Raw genomic sequence first — 18,550 nt, forward strand, 5'->3', positions numbered from 1 at the left:
GGTTATAACTATTAAATACCCTATCACCCATTTGCCCAACATATCAGGTATGTACATGCGATTTTCTTCTCTGCTGGGTGCGGGCCTTGTACTGCTCGCAACTGCCACCCAAGCCTTTGCTGGCGCCACGTTGGAGCGGGTTGAATCGCGCAAGGAAATGGTCAACGTGCTGATGGAAAGCTACCCGCCGTTTTCCTTCCTCAATGACCACAACCAGCTCGACGGTTACGACGTGGACGTGGCCAAGGCAGTGGCCGACAAGCTCGGCGTCAAACTGCGCCTGGAAACACCGTCCTGGGACGTGATTGCCGCTGGCCGTTGGAGCGGGCGCTACGACATCTGCATTTGCTCGATGACCCCAAGCAAGGCGCGCGCCGAGGTGTTCGACTTCCCCGTGGAGTACTACGCATCGCCCGCCGTGATCGTGGTCAATGCCTCGGATGAGCGCATCCATGGCGCCAAAGACCTGGAAGGCCGCAAGGTGGGTTCGATCAGTGCATCGAGCTACGAAAGCTACCTGAACAAGAACCTGGTCATTGAAGGCAAGGAAGACCAGAAGATCGATTACCCGTTCGACTTCGTGCAGGCTGCGCCCTACGACACTGAAAACGTCGCCTTCCAGGACTTGGGCCTGGGCACTGGCGTGCGCCTGGACGCCATCATTACCAACCTGGTGACCGCGCAGCCGCGCCTGCAGCAAGACAAGCGCTTCAAGCTGGCCGGCACGCCGCTGTATGAAGAGCCCAACGCGGTAGCCATCGAAAAAGGCGACCCTGAGTGGGATGCCAAGGTACGCCAGGTGTTCGCCGAGCTGAAGGCTGATGGCACCCTGGCCAAGCTGTCGCAGAAATGGATTGGCGCCGACATCAGCAAATGAGCACCTTCCCCCCCTCCCCCAAGCCCGTGGCAAAGCCTGCGGGCGCCGGCCTGTTCGGCTTTCGCACCCGGTTACTGCTGACCTGGCTGGCGCTGTTCGGGCTGTTTGTCGCCTTCTTCCTCAGCTTTGACCTGAAGTTCGCCATCATTCTGGAGAAGTTTCCCAACCTGGCCGGTTTCAAGCTGGGGCCCAATGGTTTTCTGCAAGGCGCCGCACTGACCCTGTTCCTGTGCCTGTGCTCGATGGTGGTATCCGTGCTGCTCGGCTTTGCCGCCGCGCTGGCACGGTTATCCAACAGCGCGGTGCTGGTGGGTGTGGCCAGCTTCTACACCTCGTTCTTCCGTGGCACGCCGCTGCTGATCCAGATTCTGCTGATCTACCTGGGGCTGCCGCAGGTGGGCCTGGTACCCGGCGCCATCAGCGCCGGCATCATCGCCTTGTCGCTGAACTACGGCGCCTACCTGAGCGAGATCTTCCGCGCCGGCATCCTCGGCGTGGCCCGTGGGCAACGTGAAGCAGCATTGGCGCTGGGCATGCGCACGCCGCAGATCTTCTGCCACATCATCCTGCCCCAGGCCATGCGGGTGATCATTCCGCCCACCGCCAACCAGTTCATCTCGATGCTCAAGGACTCGTCGCTGATTTCCGTGATGGGGGTTTGGGAGGTGATGTTTCTGGCGCAGTCGTATGGGCGTTCGAGCTATCGCTACCTGGAAATGCTGACCACCGCCGCCGTGATCTACTGGGTGCTGTCGATACTGCTGGAGCTGCTGCAGGCGCGCCTGGAACGGCATTTTGGCAAGGCTTATCAGCGCTGAGGGCTACACGGCTCGCGCACAACCGACAGGCCTGACCGCGCCCCATGCAGGAGCGGCCAGGCTACGCATAAGTGAAAATAATCAGCGCGGTGGCCAGCAGGATATGAATGACCAACAGACTCACCAGCAGTCGTCTCATGCTTGAGGGGAAACGTTTGACTTCATCGAAGTCAATCAACCCCCTGGGCACGAAGAGGCTCGGTACAGCCAGCACCATGGAGATCAACCCCGTACGCATGACCTTGCCCAGAAGGCCTGCATGTTGAAACGTAATTTTATTGCCGGTCACGAAGCTACATCGCGTTAGGAACGACTCGTAGTACTCGGTGTATTTATGTGCGATGAAACACTGTACGACCATCGCCAGCATCATGGGGGCAAGAATCAGAATCGCAATTAGCCCAGGCTCAACTTCATTCACTCCGATACTTCCTTGATATGCGGGTCCGAGCAGCTGGCTTCCAGCCGCTTGCAACTCGCGCTGTCGAGAAACTTGGTGATCGTGAAGTTGGTCAAGGTGGTACGTCCCGATGTTGCACCGCCGGAAGAGCTTGCGGTAGCCGAGGTGCCTTGATGGACGCCGAAGTTGTAGCCATTGATCTCGATCCAGTTGGTGTACTGCACATCCAGCGCTTCGCCAGCGATGTTGTCGATTTGGATGAAAGCGTCAAAGGCCATGCCTACCTCTCCTTGGTAATGGTGGGTCCGAACCCCAATGAACGGGTGTGACAGGTACGGAGGCAAAGTGTTCCCCCACTGCCCGAGCCGCCACACCCGATGCATGACGCTTCAAGCCCTACAACGCCTTCATCTCTGCAATATCCCGCGCCACCTGGTCTGCCGAGTGGTCGAACATCGCCTGTTCCTGCGCATCCAGCGGCAACTCGATCACCCGCGCAAGCCCCTTCTCTGCCAGTACGCAGGGCACACCCATGGCGATATCCGTTCGCCCATACTCGCCCTCGAGAATCGCCACCGCCGGCAAAATACGGTTCCGCCCGTTGGCGATCGCATCGACCATCTGCGCAATGGCCACGCCCGGTGCATCGCAGGCGCTCCCCGTCTTCTTCAACCCCAGAATCTCGCCGCCGCCCTTACGGGTGCGCTCGACAATCTGTTCGATCTGCTCGCTGGACAGGAAGTGCGACAGCGGCACCGAGCCGATCTGGCAGTAGCGCATCAGCGGCACCATGCTGTCGCCATGCCCGCCCAGCACCAGCGCCGTGATATCCCGTGCAGAAAACCCGGTTTGCTCGGCGATGAAGCACTTCATGCGCGCGGTATCCAGCACCCCCGCCTGCCCGAACACCTTGTCGCGCCCCTGCCCGCTGACGCTCCAGGCACGATAGGTGAGCACATCGACCGGGTTGGACACCACCAGCACCGTCGCTGTCGGCGCGTGGTGCTTGATATCCGCCATGATGCTGTCGAGGATTGGCAGGTTGGTACTCAATACATCCTGGCGCGACTGGCCGGGCTTGCGCGGCACGCCCGCCGTGATCACCACCAGCTCGGAACCCTCCAGCATCTCGGCTTTGGCCCCGCCGTGAACATGGGTATCGGAACCTGAATCCACCGCCGCCTGCCAAACGTCCAGCGCCTTGCCCTGCGCCAGTTCACCCTGCACGTCCATCAACACCAGCTCACGGCACAACTCATCCCGGGCGATGATCTGCGCCGCCGCCTCGCCGACCAGGCCGGCACCCACAATCGTTAATTTGTTCACCAGACACCTCCCAGCGGCGCGCGCCACCAGGAACACGCCTGCGTATAGAGAGAAGTATTGCCTGCCGGGGCTAAATGGCCACCCAAGACGATGCGACTACCTTCACTTGACAGTATTCCATGGCAGCGCGAATACTTTGGCCAGATTCATATAGATGACCATACAACAAGGTGAATCAACCAATGAACATGCTGCCCAAGCGCCCTGTCGCCACACCACTGCCCACCGGCCTCAGCGCCACGCCTCCCTGCTGCCCACCTTCCGTTACCAGGCGCCCGCCTGTGAGCGGCAGCTAGCGCAAAGCCGCGTTCCCTTCCTCGAAACCGTAGCAGCAGCCCCAACGGCAGCCACCTGCATGCCCCGTAGAAACGCCCGTCACGCCTTCAAACCCTGAGTGCAGCCGAGCGCCAGCCCAACCGAGATTCCTTGAATGACTCCCTTAGATATACAGCTATTACTGACGGCATTGGCCAGTGTTCTGGTGCTGGTGGCGCTCATCGTTTCGCGCCTGAAGATGCACCCGCTGCTGGCCTTGCTGGTGGTGTCCATTGGCGTGGGCTTCGCGACGCATATGGCGCCAGGCAGCATCGTCTCCCACCTGCTCACCGGCGCCGGCAAGACACTGGGCGCAGTGGGGGTGGTGATAGCGCTGGGTGCGATGCTCGGCAAGATCCTGGCTGACGCTGGCGTCACGGAACAGGTCGCGGATGTCATCCTCAAGCGCACCTCCGACCGCATGATCCCTTGGGCCATGATGCTGGTTGCCTTTGTCATTGGCATCCCCATGTTTTTCGAAGTCGGCCTGGTGATCATGCTGCCGCTGATATTCAGCGTGGCGCGCAAACTGGAAAGCAAGGCGCGCTTCAAAGGCTCGTCGTATGTGTATGTAGGTGTGCCGGTCATTTCGGCGCTTGCCGCCATGCACGGCATGGTACCGCCGCACCCTGGCCCCCTGACCGCCATCGCCGTGCTCAAGACCTCGGTTGGGCCCACCATGCTCTATGGCTTCGTTGCTGCCATTCCGGCAATGATCCTGGGCGGCCCGCTGTACGGCATGTTCATTTCACCGCGCATGAACACGCGGCCCGATCAGGCATTGCTGGACCAGTTCACACTGGCTGAAAAAGCCGATGGCCAACCCCGCCCCGGGGTGATGGTCGGCATGCTGGCCGCATTGCTGCCGGCCATCCTGATGCTGGTGCATGCCGTTGCCGAGATGCTGCTGCCCAAAGGCAATGCGCTGCTGGAACTGGCCAGCTTCCTGGGCAACCCGCTGATCGCCATGCTGCTGGGCGTGCTGTTCGCCGGCGCCAGCCTGGTGCTTGCGCGCGGCGGCGACGCCGAACAGCTGCGCGATGCACTGGGCAAAAGCCTCAAGCCGATTGCCTCGATCATCATGATCATTGCCGGTGGCGGTGCCTTCCAGGAGATGCTGACCAGCGCCAAGGTTGGCGATGCCATTGTGCACCTGACCCAGCAGTCTGCCTTCCCTCCCCTGATTCTGGGGTGGCTGATCGCGATGTTGCTCTCGGTGTCTACCGGTTCCGCCACGGTCGGTATCGTAGGGGCTGCCGGCCTGCTGGCGCCGCTGGCAGGTGCAGACCCCAGCCTCAACCTGCCTTTGCTGGCCTTGTCCATCGGCTGCGGTTCGCTGTTCTTCAACTATGCGAACCATGCAGGCTTCTGGATGGTGAAAGAATCCTTTGGCATGACCATGGGCGAAGCCACCAAGACCATTTCGGTGGTGCAGTCGATTGTGGCGGCGGTTGGGCTGATGGTGGTGTTGATGTTGAATGCGGCCATCACCATAGGTTGAACTCGAGTCAACGGGGGCTGCGCAGCAGCCCCAATCTGGCCCCACCCTCGAGCAACGATCTGGCCTAACGCTGCAGATCCTGCTCGCTTCGTTCCATTACCTTCCCACACTGCTCACTGGCCAACCGGCTGATGATCCGGATCGCCTGATGGATACCGGCCGTGTTGCGAAAACTCAGCCGCGGGTTGTGTTCGCACTCGAGCATTTCGTCGTGCTGGACCAGGGCTTCGCCTAGCAGTTCCAGGGTCCAGGCGTAGCTTTGGATGGTGGAGAGGCGTTCTTGGTCAGACATGGCGGGCCTCCGGGTGGACGGAGGTGAAGAAAGGTTTGCCGCCGGCGAGCTCACTCAGCGCCGCCGAAGAACAACGGCGGCGAACGGATACGCGGATCTGTAACGGATTTACGGTGGTCATGCATGAGTTCCTTTCGTGATGGAACTGCCACCGCTCGCGGCCAAGCAAGTTAAGGTGGCAGCAGTACGCGGGTTGGCCGACCGGGACGAAAGGAGCCCGGCACACCCGAAGGTGTCCCGCGCACCACCGCCATAACGCAACATCGCGGGCACAAAAAAGCGCCTGCGATGAAGATTGGGCGCTGATGCGCCTTTCGATTCCGACCGGCCAAGGTCGCATCGCCGATGCTTCGGCGACGTAGGGACTTTATTCCTGGGTGGCTGTTTTCGCAAGTTTCTCGGGGCACGAATAGCCAACGCGCGCCGTAGGAAAACGGCTTGCCACAGGTCACATGTACTTCCCAGGATAAATGCGGTCCGTGTAGGAGCTGGCTTGCCTGCGAAGGGCTGCGCAGCAGCCCCATACCCCGACATGACTGGAATAATCCTTCAACGGCCTTCAGCAGACTAGGCCAGGCGCAACATGCGATACCTGGCCAATCAACACCCTCGCCTAACCCTCCAACTCCTGGCCATCGCGTTCCAACACCTTCCCACACTGCTCACTGGCCAACCGGCTGATAATCCGAATCGCTTGATGAATCCCAGTTGTAGTTATTCCTGACTGCTTTTCCGTGCCCGTGACGATGCCGGCCTCGACACTGCCTTCTTCGCTTTGGCTGCCGCAGGGCTTTTCCCTCGTTTCGGTCCGGCCACCACGCAGGAACTGGCCAGCGGCGCGGCCACAGCGATTGGCCCACCAACCTTCAACTGGCCGACCGTGTTGCCGACGAGCGTTGCAGTGGGCTTATCTTTGGCAGTCATCACCATCCCCATCCGCACACCAAAGAGACGCAGCACGGCCTCCAAAGTGCTGAGCTTCGGATTCGACTTCCCGCTTTCCAGTTCGTACAGGCTTTTCGTGGACATCTTGCACATGGCCGCGAAGGTCTCTTGGTCAAGCCCGGTGACTTCGAGCCGTAGACGGCGGATGGATGCCCCTATTGGATCGAGCCCGGCCGCGTTGCGCTTGACGATATCCTCTACGAGCTGGGCGCGCTCTTCAGGCTGTAATTTTTTCATCGCGTCCCCACTCTACGAGTCGTTTATCTAGGTTATTCACGGGTAGAGAGGCTGCATTGTGCATCGATTAAGGCGCATCGGTCAGCAGATCGGGCAACGCCCTGAATGCCTCAGCCGCATTCATCAACCGTTGCAGCAGGACATCGGGATCGGTGTAACCAATAAGCTCAGCGCAGTTGTAGCGCCAATTGGAAGACCCCTTGCGCTCCGCCGCCCACTTCGTCGTCCGTGTGATGCCCTCTTCATCCAGGATCGTTGGCGCGAGGTCATAACGAAACCTCCCACCCACACGCATGATGGAGGTGTTGCGGCCGTGGTTATCGGTGTTCCCTAGAATGCGGTTCAGCAGATCGCGATGAAGTAGTCGGCGTAGGCGACAAGGCAGCTTCCATCAGCAACACGCTCGGGGTTCTCAACCGAGAGTGTCGCTGCCTCGCGCCATGCGCCATCGGAGAAGCCAGGATCGTGAGTCTGAGCGGCATCGCGACACCATTAATCAGCATTTGAATACCGATTAAACTAGTGCGCACGACTGGAATCGGCAATATTTTGCCGATTAAAAGCTTAAGCACGGGCAAAACCGGCACCACACTACCGATTATGCATTCACAGCGCGTCGGTGGGTGCTACAGGTCGTTACTGCGCCTGGGAAGCAGGAACTGCATGTGACTCGGCCTTTGGGTTATAGGACTATGTTTAATTGCGCTGGGTAGGTGGTGGATGGCACGGGCTTCGCCCGTGTTCGCGGGTAAACCCGCTCCTACAGGGGGGTGGAACGGCTAAGTCCGAGGTTTGCAGGCCTGATGAGAAAAGACAGGCATAAGAAAGCCCGCATTAGGCTGGCTTACATTGATGGCCCGATAGCAAAAATCACCATCGGCCAAATTTTCTGGTGCGGAGACAGGAATCGTATCAAAACGAAAGTAGCTGATCTCACTGGGTATTATTTTTCATGGTAGAGCACTTTGTCTCTAAAATTATCCTTTTACTTCTAGATTGCCAACCGCCGTAAGCAGCGCTGACAGCACACAACCCTGAGGTCGAATTGCGGTGCGATGAGAGTCTTCGATAACAATATTTCCGCACTACTGCAAGGTTATTTAAAAACAATCTTGCTCTCTTTGATAGCAACCACATGTCAAGCGAACAAGCATTTTAATTTGCTATGCTGGCGCATAAACTATAGCCTTGGGCACCACTACCAAGGCTAACAATTTTCAGCCCCTCCTAGCAAAACCACTATTAAACTTAAGCAAAAAACAGGCACCATTATGTCGAGAATATTGTACATCATAGTAGTACCAACAAGTGAGGACGCGACTCTTTTCCAAGGGTGGTGCCGAACGCTAGCCAACTCGGAATTTCTTTCCCTGTTGACAACAGCCGCAACTGCCCCATTTGACACAGGCGAAATTTTTTTAGAGCAAGAAGCTCTTATTTCGCGTAGAGCAGATGGAGTGCACCGCGAAGTAATAACTTTAGGCGATGGATTTCTGGATATGATCCCAGAAATAGCCAAGGACAGGTTCTGCATAATAATCACGCCATGCGCACTAGCCAAAAAAGTAGTTGACATAGATTTCGGGCAAGGAATTCGTCCTATCATTGCCACTACTAAAGAAACAGCAGGAGCCCTAAAAATACCATTCGACGAAATCGAAAATCCTATTCACTTACTGGATCGTATGATCCTAGAAAAAATAGAAGAAGCTGAAACCTTAGCTGGCAGCGAAATATCACCAAAACAACTCAGAGACACATACACACGTAAGGCAAGCACCCCTGGGTACGGATCAGGATCAACTCTAGCAAATAACTTAGTTCACTATTCTCTTGGAATTATGTACAATGAAGAACGTCGAATCAAGGCTGACAAAATAGAAAATTTTAAAGCAGCAATTAACGAAAGTGTAGAATCCCTACTAAGCACTTTAGGCGAAAAACATGGCGAAGCTATAGTTTATGCGCCAGCCATTAAGGCTTTTTTATACAATACAAACTCACACCTCTGGAACCAGATACTTCGCCAGCTATCAGAAAGATGGCAAAAGGACATGATAAAGAATGGACTTATTAAGAATCCTGGATATTCCGGTATCAGCCACCCTGTTGGACAGCCTGTATTCAACCCCTACAAGATACCCTATCTCGGTGAAATCTTACACGAGAGGCAATCAGAACTTGCCTTAACAAATCACTCGATAGCATTACTCGCCAGCAGCGAATGCATCCCAGCGATTCGCCTGCCAAACGCTATTAACCTTCACACCGCTGAGCTTAAGGAGATCGAGTTCCTGCATAAACGCGGCGATCAAAAAGCAGCCCGACAGTTACAGATTAAGTTCAAAGCCTTATCAGACTCCATGCAATCAGAAATTGGCCCGCAACTTGAACAGTTAATAGCAAGCCGTTTTTCAAGTCTAAAGCTCTGTAGCGATGCGCCACTTGAATGGATCTATCTTGGAAAACTTCCACTCATGATCAGCCATGAGGTAAGCAAGATATGCATGACCCCTGGAAATATGCTTCTACAGCAAAGCGCAATAGGATATTCAAAGAATATACCCTCAGACTTACTGAAAGACATTCTAGTAATTCGTTCCTTTCAAAATCATGACAGAATAAAAAAATTTCTCGAAACCGGAATCAATATATTCCCTCTTAAAAATGGGACAAGAATCACATTCAAGGATGTAAATACCACCGCCGAAGTTAAACATGCCCTGAACGCCTTCAAAGGTGCAATAGTCATATTTGACTGTCATGGCGACCACAGCGGGAACGAAGGGGGAGGATGGCTTCAAATAGGAAAAGAGAAACTGAATAGTTGGGAACTATTTGATCAAGCTCGTGTTCCGCCGATCGTAATGTTGAGTGCCTGCTCAACAGCACCGATCACTGGCTCTCATGTAACTGTTGCGAATGGCTTTATCCGGTCTGGAGCATCTAGTGTTATTGGCACGTTCTTGCCTGTTGATGCAAAAGCTTCTTCTGCTTTTATTAGCAGAATTATCTATAGAATTGATGCTTTCTTACCTGCCATAAAAAAGCTTGGATATGAAGCAATAACCTGGAGATCTTTGATAGCGAGCTTTATGCGAATGTCGTATGCGACAGATGCCCTGCGCTACTTTCATAAAACATGTGAACTTATTACACCAGAGCAATATCTTGAAATACACATGAATGCTAATTCCCGCATCAACTCGATGAGAACGGACTGGTACGATGAACTTCTGAAAGAAACAGCTCTAGCGTCTGGCTCATCTGCCGAAGCACTACTCGAAATGATCAAAGATAACACCCCGCTCATGGAAACCATGCTTTATAGCCAGCAAGGCAGACCTGAACTTATAAATATTATTTTATAAATCGACACTCCATATTCCGGAGTATAAGTAGGGCGTGGCTGATGGGATGCGTTGATCACCACCCCCACTCATAATCCGCAACTGGTGGAGCGACAATGCTTAGAATCGATACTCCGCGAGAGCCATCTAAGCGCAACCGCCCCGGCCTTGCGTTTCGTTAAACAACTCAGCGTTCATAGCCTAGGCCTCATCCGATTGTTGGAAACGCTTTACCATCACAGAATTCCTTTCCATAGAGGGCTCGAAAAACTAAAGCCTTCAGCTTTCGAGGGGCGCCGATTTAGTTATTCGGGATTTCCGTGCAGATCCTTGGGCCTTGTCAGAATGCGCATGCTCGTGAACCGCTTGATAGAGGGCGTACGGCCTCATGAATTACAAGAGTTTTAGAGAATATTGAGTGATCGACCGATTATCATGCCTCATCACGAGAGTGAAGTCTTCAGCGTGCACATCGTGGCACTCTGCGCCTGGCTAGCCTACGCTGCTACCTCGCCAACAGAGACGGCCCAAAGCCACTTTGCACTGATAGTCAGATCGTGATCACTGAACGACAACCTTCATGCCTTACCTGAAGCAAGGCTGGAGTAATGACTAATCGTCTTCTTGCTTATTAGGACCAGCGATCTTCTCCCATTCGATACCCAAGCCTTTAAATTTTTGAGCAAAAGGTATAACTATCAACGCTAAAGCCGCGCCAATCAAGCTAATACGTTCCGCAGTTAACATATCTCGATCGTATTCTATTTTAACGTAGAAGTCGCCAATCACTAGCACAAAAAGAACAAATGATACACTCCAACAAACTACGGTGAATTTCTCACTCGCCTTGTCCCGCCGAACCCTAAGATCTGCTTTCCTGTCTGCTTGCTCCTTGATCGCCAACGCCTCAAATGTTGGAAACAGAGTGTGGTCGATTACACTTATCTCTCCTTGCTCGTTAAACGAATGAAGCAGAAATGGAGATGAGTCATTAAAATCAGTAGACACAATGAATACGGGAACTGAGTTCGCACCTAGAGCCTTTCGATAGTCAATCATATTTTCATAAATAAAGCCACCCGGACCTTCTTCATGTATCTTGGCTTCCTTGACCTCCACAATTGCTAGATATTCATTCGTTTTAGGATCTATGAGTGCAAAGCTTGGCCTGTAACATTGCATGTGCCGCACAGGCTGTATACCCGGCTGATAGGCAATCGACTCCTTTGGATAGCCTATAGACAATAAATATTCGAAAAAAAACTTCTCCAACTTGCGATCGTAGTCCATTACTATTTACTCAGTATCTACTAAAGTTCAACGTACACATTCAAATTAAACCGCACCTGCTAGATAGCCAATCAAAGCTTGCTAGAGTATTCTCGAACCACCCTTAAGTTTGGATATTTTTTCTCAACAATTGAAATGGCATCATTTAGATTATTCGCATCTACCGTTTCAGTAAATCCGACCAAATCCGAATGAAGCACTTCTCCGCTTTCGTTGACACGCTGATTTCTATCCCAAAAATCACGATAATCGCGGTCTCGCCCTTCGCGAATCACGGAAACTGAATAGGTGTATTTTTTCGCCAAGATTTCACACTCCCTTAAATTTTTAACTTAAAAATCTAGAGTCATAATAAAGCATTTCGTGCGCAGCTATCTTCTTCTACCATAAAGATATTACACATATTCTTGGTATTTTACCAGATCTCCCAAGAGAACGTTGCCATATCAGCACAGAAAAAAGGCCAACCGGAGATAGGTGTATAATTTTAAAAAATGCAACGTGAAGTACCCAGCCATTTAAATCAGTTTTTTCTGCTTAGGTAATGTTCCACGTGGTTAGGTTTATCGAGCGAATTCTAGGAAATTGCTTTTTTCCTTTATTACTATTCGCGAGAGGCACAATCATCTTCCCTAGAAAGTTTTTCATGCTGATTTCTGCGCTTCTCAAACGACAGCTTCGAGTCGTTAGCAGCCATTCGTGAAAAAGGGTGATAATCAGCCAATTTTGGCTGTCCCCTTTTTGGCTACAACTGAACTATTCGCACTTTTCTCTTCTGTTTTTTTGAGTCCCGCCAAACTTCCACACGAAACTGCTGACCAATAGGCTGCTCAGGCTTAGGTCGTGGCAAGCGCGGCTTACGCATCTTATTGTCAGCTTGGAGGATGGTGTCTTGCCCGATACTATTCAGAGGTAAGTCCAGTTGCGTAGCTAGCAGAGGCGTGCTTTCAAATGAGTCTTTTAGTTCAGCCATGAAGTGCGGCTCAGACCTTACTTCATCACCAAGAATAAGTTCAGCCTTCAGCATTGCCTGCTCAGCGGTAATTTCTCCCCTCTGAACCTTATAAAACAACCGCTGCAACTCACCCAAAGAGCCATTGTACTTCTTAGTTTTTGGTTTGATTTTATCATAAGAAAAAGGTGTAACGGCCTGGGCAGCTAAAAAACTTCCTACTGCGCTTACCTGAGCTTGTATAGTTTGCAGCCCTGAAATAAACGAACCGTACTGGCCTATACCAAAATAGAGTGCGCCAAGGGTAGCGGCGATTTTAGCGCCGCCCTTTATTGACCCTTCTTGAACCTCAAGCGCAAGTGAATAATCTGGAATCTTTAGTGCACTTTCAACATACACCTCCCACTTATCAAACAATTTAGTAGAGTATTGTTCGAATTCGTGCCGAGGCAGACTCGGTACGTCGATATAAAAATCCGTGCCGCCGAGGTAAATCATACTCAATCCATGTGCAGTTTTATACTTATCAACACTAAGAGCAGGCAACATGACTGCTCACTCCTAAGCGCAGGCTATCTTTTTGCCATCATGATGTCCACTGATGGCTCCCCCTTACCCGCCAGCTCCTAAGGATCAGCTGTGAATCGCATTCTGCCAGCCGAAATCCTCCGTTTATCGACTTCAAAAGTGAACACTGTGTGCCACATTTCTAGGCTCTGTCTGAAATTCCAAGAAACTGAAATGTGGCCCCGGAACAGCCTGGGTTTTGTACAGTCGCCGACCATCTACGGAAAGGAATTCTGTGATGGCAAAGCGTTATGAATTCTCGGATGAAGCGTGGGCGGTGGTCGCCGATCTGTTTACGGCAGTCCACGTCGGGGGCAGGCCCCGCAACAGTGACCGCTTGATGCTCGATGGTGTACTCTGGGTGCTCTGCTCAGGAGCAGCCTGGCGAGATATGCCCGAGCGTTTCGGGTCTTGGGCGACGGTCTATCACCGCTTCCGAGTCTGGCGAAACCGCGGAACGTTCGATCAGATGCTCAGGCGATTGCACCTCAGACTCAATGACAAAGGCTTGATCGCCCCCCACACCTGGATGATCGATTCGACCGCTGTTAGAGCAACCCGTGCTTCATCTGGAGCGCGAAAAAAAGGGGGCCTGACGAGCCTGCCGATCACGCTCTAGGCCGCAGTCGTGGCGGCCTGACAACCAAAATCCACATGCTCTGCGACACCAACGGGATACCGTTGCGCTTCCTTCTCTCTGGCGGTCAAGCCAGTGACATCAGCTACGCACAACCACTGTTGGACGAGGTCAGCATTCCATCGAGCCAACGTGGCCGCCCGCGCAAGCGCTGTAAATGGCTGCTTGCCGACAAGGGCTACGACGCCGAAGCGCTACGCCGCTACTGCGACCAATATCGAATGCACCCGTCATTCCGCTGCGTTCGATGAAGCGCAAGCCCAAGCCTGGCCTACCCAGACTGTTCGACCGGCCCAAATACCGACAGCGCAACATCATCGAACGCATGTTTGGCTGGCTGAAAGAGAACCGCCGAATCGTCACACGCTTCGACAAGCTCGCGAAAAGTTATGCCGCAATGGTCTCGCTGGCTTGTGTCATGCGGTGTATGCGACGGCTTTTTTCAGACAGAGCCTAAGGCCTTGCTTGAGATAGCCACACTCGCTAGGCCACTCAACATCTGCAGCCACAGAATCGTCCCCCACGTCATCCCGCCAAGAATGCTGAGTGTTATCAGGAATCAAGGCCCCTGCTAACTGTGGGGATGTCCTCTAACGAGGGACTGGCGGCTCCTTACGACCAAGAGCAAGGGCAAGGGCATCTCATGATCTGGCCTCCTAAACACCGTTACCGGTGGGCGGGTGGAGGCAGCACTGGCTGACGAGACCAGCGCCTGAAGATCCTGAGCCGGGTAAACGCAGCAATGCGATGACCGGGGCATGCCTGACTGTCAGTCAGGTGCAGTCCATTCCCTGGTCTGCGGCACCATCATCTACGTGGCTGTTGCTGGTGACATCGGCGTTTGTCACGCCGATTGTCACGAGGGGGATTGCCGCAAAGCCAAGTGCGATGAGGGCTGCAGCAGTGCTAGAAGCGCCCGTCTCTTTCCAGGAGAAAGAGACGGGCACAGGTTGGCGCAATATTCGCCCAAGCGGATAGGTTGCTGCAGGACCGCGAAGTAAAGAGAGAACGTCTGGCGCACGAAAGCTGTGTACTGGAATAGGCGTCCATCACATGGGTAGTGAACGTGCGAGCTACCGGCTTGGGGAGTACACCAAAAATCATTGCCGGGGGCTTTCAGGGCTCGTACCACAGGTCGCTGACGAAAATTGCATTGGCACTGTTTTTTATACGTGCGTATGGCGGGTCAGTATCTCGGCGCATGGCACGGGCTTCACCCGTGTTCGCGGGCAAGCCCTAATGCCAGTCAGTTAATGTTTTCCGGCTTGGTTGGGGCTGCTTTGCAGCCCTTCGCGGGCTTGCCCGCTCCCACAGGGATCGCGCTAGCTTTTAGAAATTGAGCAAGACAGTTGGCTCACACAGGTACGGGGTAATGTTCCGGGTAGCGATACCTGTTCGACTGCCCGGCTGCGCATGCTTTGAAAAGCTGCTCCGACGTATCTTGAAAGGGTTTCGTGGGGAGAGGGAACTGTGTTGCAGGGCACAGTTCCGCGGTGGAGCAAGAATTGCCGGGGCCGCGTTGCGGCCCTTTCGCGACACAAGGCCGCTCCCACACAGGGCGTGGAATGTTTGAGCATCGTGCTTACATCCGGGCATTAAAGTCCACGAAAGGAGGCGAATTAAAGCTGAATTAGTAACGATCTTGCAGTTATTCACGGCCTGTCGAGTGGCTCTGGAATGAACCCCTGCTCCCTCAGTGCCTTGATGACCCCACGCACCAGGTAATTGTTGGAAAAACCAATGGTGTATTGCCTCGAACCTGGGTTGATTGGCAGAAGCATGCCTTGCTCTACCAGGTTCTTGATCTGATAAGTCCGTTGGTTAGCCGTGAGCGCGGGGAGTGCCTGAGCAATGTCACTCGATTTCACGACCTTCATCTTTATGACGCTGACCAGAATCTGTTCCTCGGTCTCGGTAATCCACTCCCGACTGCGTGCAAAACTCACCGCCGGCAACAGAATGCACTTCGTGAGGTAGCCATAGTCGGTGAGCTTGTCCACCTTCTCCAATTCGTCGCGGATGCCCTGCAGCACATAGGTACACCATGCCTCCAGCCCTGCTGTGGTGCCAGTATCGGCAAGCCCTAGCATGGTGTAGTACTTGTCCCGGTCATTGCAGAACACCGCTGTGGGGTTGAGCACCCGACCACCCGTGTTCACGTTGAAACCGTACTTCATCAACAGCGCATAGGTCAGCAGCCTTACCACCCGCCCATTGCCATTGCCGAATGGGTGAATCCAACCGAAACGGTGGTGCGCCAGGGAGACCTTCATCAGCGCGTATTTAGGGGAATCGTCGCGATTGATGAAGCTGACCAACTCCTGCATGTACTGCGGCACCAGCACACCTTCTGGAGGCAGATGCTCCGCCTGGGCGATCCTGACCGCCCCTTCCCGGTAGACGCCTGGCGTTTTATCGCCTTCACGCCGTAACCCCAGTACGGTCATGGCGTGCAGTTCTCGAATCGTATGCTCTGTCAGGTCTGCACCGGGCTCGATCACCGCTTCGATGTAATCCATCGCCTTCTCGATGTTGGCAATTTCCAGTAACTGATCGGTGCTCTTAGCCTTCCCTTCGACTTTGCTGTCGATGTAGTCGGCCAGTGTGGTGTGGTTGCCCTCGATTCGAGCAGAGCCCAAGCTTTCCAGCGTGTGGAACAGCGCCTTCAACTGAAAGAACACCTGAGGTGGAGTGTCCCCTTCCAGCCTCAGCCTGCGCAGAAACTTGAGCTGGGCCAGAACGTCAACCAGCGGCGAGTCGAAGGACGGGTTCAGTAGTTTGCAGGTCGTGGTGAGAAAACTGGGGCATCTCAAAATTATCCCTAAACGGGAAAATCATTATCTAGAAAAATTTCGGTTCTCACCCCGTAAACACTGGCCAAAACCTGATCGACAGCTAACCATTATCTAAAAATACGTCCAACCCTAAGTGGAAAACTGCGAACCGTTAAGTCAAAAACACGCAGATCCGTGGGGAAAAAAGCGGGAACAAAAAAACCCGCACAAGGCGGGCTTCTATTGGTGCCAGGTAGCGATAAATCGCCATAGGCCAACTGATTCTGGTGCCGGAGACAGGAATCGAACCTGCGACCTTCGCGTTACGAGTGCGCTGCTCTACCGACTGAGCTACACCGGCGTGTAGCGCAACGTACCACTGCTCACACCCGTAACGCAAACCCCTGTTTCCGCTGGTTTATTGCCCTGCCCTCAAGCCCCCTTGCACCCTTTGGGCGCCAGGTCTTCCTCGATGTCGGTCGTGCACGCCCAGCCGCTGGCCGAACGCGTCAGGGTCAGGGCCTTGCCCAGCGCGTTGGCCGGCGCATCCACCAGGGTGCATACAATGCTGCCGCTGCCATCTGCGGCCTTGCCACTCGCCGTGATCGCACAATGCGCCGTCGCCGGCTGGCCACCAAGGGCGGCTACATCCGCTACATCCTTTCCATCATTCAGCCGCAGATCCATCGCCGTCTTCAGCGCGCTGATCTCCAGCAACCCGGCCGCGGCCTTGGAGCGTGCCTGGTGGTTGGTGTACATCGGTAAGGCGATGGTCGCCAGAATGCCGATGATCGCGACGACGATCATCAGTTCGATCAGGGTGATACCGCGTTGCCCTTTCATGAACGTAGTTCCTTTTTGATTCGCTTACACATTGAGGTCAGTTGCGCCCCAACCGGCAGCGGCGCAGTAGGCCTGAACAGACACCTTTTGTCACCCCTGCCCGCACGGGCGTCATCTTCGCTGAACTACTCTAGTGAGCATCACGGACGCGTGCCCTTGCATGGACGCGGCAAGCTGTTTCCAGGCTTGTCGCCGGGGCTGAACAAGGACCTTTGCATGACTTCATCTTCACTTCTCTACCGCTGGCACGGCACCGACGCCAATGGCGCGCCGGTCAGCGGCCAAACACCCGGGCGCAGCCCGGCTTATGTGCGCGCCGGGCTGATTCGCCAGGGCATCACGGTGGCGAGTTTGCGGCCGGCCAGCGGGCTGGCGTTCAGCTTGCCAAAGCGGCGCGAAAAGGCAGACCCGGCGGGGTTCAGCCGGCAGTTGGCGACGTTGCTCAAGGCCGGCGTGCCGCTGCTGCAAGCGTTCGAGGTGATGGGCCGCAGTGGTTGCGATGCGGCGCAGGCGGCGTTGCTGGAAAGATTGAAACAGGATGTGGCCTCGGGCCTGGGGCTGGCGGATGCGTTGCAGCGTCACCCGGCATGGTTCGATGCGCTGTATTGCAACCTGGTACGGGTGGGCGAGCAGTCCGGTACGCTCGACCGCCAGCTGGAGCAACTGGCCGGCATGCTGGAACAGCGTCGGGTGCTGCACAAGAAGGTGCGCAAGGCGATGATCTACCCGCTGCTGCTGTTGCTGACCGGGCTGGGGGTGTCGGCGATCTTGTTGCTGGAGGTGATTCCGAAATTCGAGAGCATGTTCTCGGGCATGGGCGCGGCGTTGCCGGCATTTACCCAGTGGGTGATCAACTTGTCCACAGGGCTGAGCCGGTTTGCGCCGCTGCTGCTGGTGATGGGCCTGGTGTTGGGTGTTGCCGTGCGCCAGCTTTACCGGCAGCACGCGCCAGCGCGCCTGTGGATATCTTGGCGGGTGCTGGGCTTGCCCGTGTTTGGCAAGTTACTGGGGCAGGCCGCGCTGGCGCGGTTTGCGCGCAGCCTGGCAACGTCCTACGGCGCCGGGGTGCCGTTGCTGGATGCGCTGGGGACGGTGGCGCGGGTAACGGGTGGCGACCTGCACGAGCAGGCGGTGTTGCGGCTGCGCCAAGGCATGGCCAATGGGCAAGGGCTGAACCAGGCAATGGCAGGTGAACCGCTGTTTCCCCCCTTGCTGGTGCAGTTGACGGCCATCGGTGAATCCAGCGGCACGCTGGACCAGATGCTGGAAAAAGCCGCCAGCCATTACGAGGAACAGGTCAGCCAGGCGCTGGACCAGTTGACCAGCCTGCTGGAGCCGGCCATCGTGCTGATCCTGGGCTTGCTGGTGGGTGGCCTGGTGGTGGCGATGTACCTGCCGATCTTCCAGTTGGGTAGTTTGATCTGAA

14 protein-coding genes, 1 tRNA gene and 4 pseudogenes are annotated in these 18,550 nt (G+C 54.8%); 6 read left to right on the forward strand and 13 right to left on the reverse strand.

What is annotated here, in order from left to right; translation table 11 throughout:
* Positions 1 to 55 precede the first annotated feature (55 nt).
* Complete coding sequence (locus ACF8FG_RS02685) at positions 56 to 877, forward strand: ABC transporter substrate-binding protein (RefSeq protein WP_318075755.1); 822 nt, start codon at positions 56 to 58, stop codon at positions 875 to 877.
* Positions 874 to 1,695: an amino acid ABC transporter permease gene (locus tag ACF8FG_RS02690; RefSeq protein ID WP_003247513.1), complete on the forward strand. Its 822-nt coding sequence runs from the start codon at positions 874 to 876 to the stop codon at positions 1,693 to 1,695. Before ACF8FG_RS02685 ends, ACF8FG_RS02690 begins: the two co-directional genes overlap by 4 nt.
* 61 nt (positions 1,696 to 1,756) lie before the next feature.
* Here ACF8FG_RS02690 and ACF8FG_RS02695 read toward each other — a convergent pair whose 3' ends face one another.
* The 3 genes and pseudogenes from ACF8FG_RS02695 to ACF8FG_RS02705 all read right to left on the reverse strand — a co-directional run bounded on the left by ACF8FG_RS02695 (position 1,757) and on the right by ACF8FG_RS02705 (position 3,421).
* The gene (locus tag ACF8FG_RS02695) at positions 1,757 to 2,116 is read right to left on the reverse strand and encodes a hypothetical protein (RefSeq protein WP_318075753.1); all 360 of its coding nucleotides are present in this window, start codon (positions 2,114 to 2,116) and stop codon (positions 1,757 to 1,759) included.
* Between the two features lie 5 nt (positions 2,117 to 2,121).
* Positions 2,122 to 2,373 (reverse strand): annotated as a pseudogene (locus ACF8FG_RS02700) (Hcp family type VI secretion system effector); the annotation flags it as partial.
* A gap of 118 nt (positions 2,374 to 2,491) precedes the next feature.
* Positions 2,492 to 3,421 (reverse strand): malate dehydrogenase, encoded by a 930-nt coding sequence (locus tag ACF8FG_RS02705; protein ID WP_014589614.1) that lies wholly within the window; start codon positions 3,419 to 3,421, stop codon positions 2,492 to 2,494.
* 430 nt (positions 3,422 to 3,851) lie between these two features.
* Between ACF8FG_RS02705 and ACF8FG_RS02710 the strand changes: the two genes are divergently transcribed.
* Positions 3,852 to 5,237, forward strand: a complete 1,386-nt coding sequence (locus ACF8FG_RS02710) for a gluconate:H+ symporter (RefSeq protein WP_318075752.1) — start codon at positions 3,852 to 3,854, stop codon at positions 5,235 to 5,237.
* 64 nt (positions 5,238 to 5,301) lie between these two features.
* Here the strand turns inward: ACF8FG_RS02710 and ACF8FG_RS02715 are convergent, their stop codons facing one another.
* The 4 genes and pseudogenes from ACF8FG_RS02715 to ACF8FG_RS02730 all read right to left on the reverse strand — a co-directional run.
* The gene (locus ACF8FG_RS02715) at positions 5,302 to 5,529 is read right to left on the reverse strand and encodes a hypothetical protein (protein ID WP_014755271.1); all 228 of its coding nucleotides are present in this window, start codon (positions 5,527 to 5,529) and stop codon (positions 5,302 to 5,304) included.
* Positions 5,522 to 5,650: a hypothetical protein gene (locus tag ACF8FG_RS02720; RefSeq protein WP_260441141.1), complete on the reverse strand. Its 129-nt coding sequence runs from the start codon at positions 5,648 to 5,650 to the stop codon at positions 5,522 to 5,524. Before ACF8FG_RS02720 ends, ACF8FG_RS02715 begins: the two co-directional genes overlap by 8 nt.
* 593 nt (positions 5,651 to 6,243) lie before the next feature.
* Positions 6,244 to 6,711 (reverse strand): helix-turn-helix transcriptional regulator, encoded by a 468-nt coding sequence (locus ACF8FG_RS02725; protein ID WP_318075746.1) that lies wholly within the window; start codon positions 6,709 to 6,711, stop codon positions 6,244 to 6,246.
* Positions 6,692 to 7,072 (reverse strand): annotated as a pseudogene (locus tag ACF8FG_RS02730) (type II toxin-antitoxin system HipA family toxin); the annotation flags it as partial. The gene ACF8FG_RS02725 and the pseudogene ACF8FG_RS02730, both read right to left, overlap by 20 nt.
* Positions 7,073 to 8,084: 1,012 nt before the next feature.
* Between ACF8FG_RS02730 and ACF8FG_RS02735 the strand changes: the two are divergent.
* Positions 8,085 to 10,082, forward strand: coding sequence for a CHAT domain-containing protein (locus ACF8FG_RS02735; RefSeq protein WP_392518600.1), 1,998 nt, complete (start codon positions 8,085 to 8,087; stop codon positions 10,080 to 10,082).
* A gap of 591 nt (positions 10,083 to 10,673) precedes the next feature.
* Here the strand turns inward: ACF8FG_RS02735 and ACF8FG_RS02740 are convergent.
* The 3 genes from ACF8FG_RS02740 to ACF8FG_RS02750 all read right to left on the reverse strand — a co-directional run bounded on the left by ACF8FG_RS02740 (position 10,674) and on the right by ACF8FG_RS02750 (position 12,852).
* Entirely contained in the window at positions 10,674 to 11,351 is a 678-nt protein-coding gene (locus ACF8FG_RS02740; RefSeq protein WP_392485058.1) for a hypothetical protein, read from the reverse strand.
* Between the two features lie 71 nt (positions 11,352 to 11,422).
* Positions 11,423 to 11,656 carry a hypothetical protein gene (locus tag ACF8FG_RS02745; RefSeq protein ID WP_392518601.1) on the reverse strand — a complete coding sequence of 78 codons (234 nt, stop codon included), beginning with the start codon at positions 11,654 to 11,656 and terminating at the stop codon, positions 11,423 to 11,425.
* A gap of 440 nt (positions 11,657 to 12,096) precedes the next feature.
* On the reverse strand, positions 12,097 to 12,852 hold the full coding sequence (locus ACF8FG_RS02750; protein ID WP_392518602.1) for a hypothetical protein: 756 nt from the start codon (positions 12,850 to 12,852) through the stop codon (positions 12,097 to 12,099).
* A gap of 256 nt (positions 12,853 to 13,108) precedes the next feature.
* On the opposite strand from ACF8FG_RS02750, the pseudogene ACF8FG_RS02755 reads away from it, so the two are divergent.
* Positions 13,109 to 13,964, forward strand: a pseudogene (locus ACF8FG_RS02755) (IS5 family transposase).
* Between the two features lie 1,195 nt (positions 13,965 to 15,159).
* Here ACF8FG_RS02755 and ACF8FG_RS02760 read toward each other — a convergent pair.
* The 3 genes and pseudogenes from ACF8FG_RS02760 to ACF8FG_RS02770 all read right to left on the reverse strand — a co-directional run bounded on the left by ACF8FG_RS02760 (position 15,160) and on the right by ACF8FG_RS02770 (position 17,124).
* Positions 15,160 to 16,315: pseudogene (locus ACF8FG_RS02760) on the reverse strand (Fic family protein).
* Between the two features lie 251 nt (positions 16,316 to 16,566).
* A tRNA-Thr gene (locus ACF8FG_RS02765) sits at positions 16,567 to 16,642 on the reverse strand.
* Positions 16,643 to 16,713: 71 nt separating this feature from the next.
* On the reverse strand, positions 16,714 to 17,124 hold the full coding sequence (locus tag ACF8FG_RS02770; protein ID WP_012051131.1) for a pilin: 411 nt from the start codon (positions 17,122 to 17,124) through the stop codon (positions 16,714 to 16,716).
* Between the two features lie 216 nt (positions 17,125 to 17,340).
* Between ACF8FG_RS02770 and ACF8FG_RS02775 the strand changes: the two genes are divergently transcribed.
* Positions 17,341 to 18,549, forward strand: a complete 1,209-nt coding sequence (locus ACF8FG_RS02775) for a type II secretion system F family protein (protein ID WP_019437920.1) — start codon at positions 17,341 to 17,343, stop codon at positions 18,547 to 18,549.
* Position 18,550 lies beyond the last annotated feature (1 nt).

The organism is Pseudomonas sp. YQ_6 (genome assembly GCF_043103245.1).
In the GTDB taxonomy this organism is placed as follows: Bacteria; Pseudomonadota; Gammaproteobacteria; order Pseudomonadales; family Pseudomonadaceae; genus Aquipseudomonas; species Aquipseudomonas alloputida.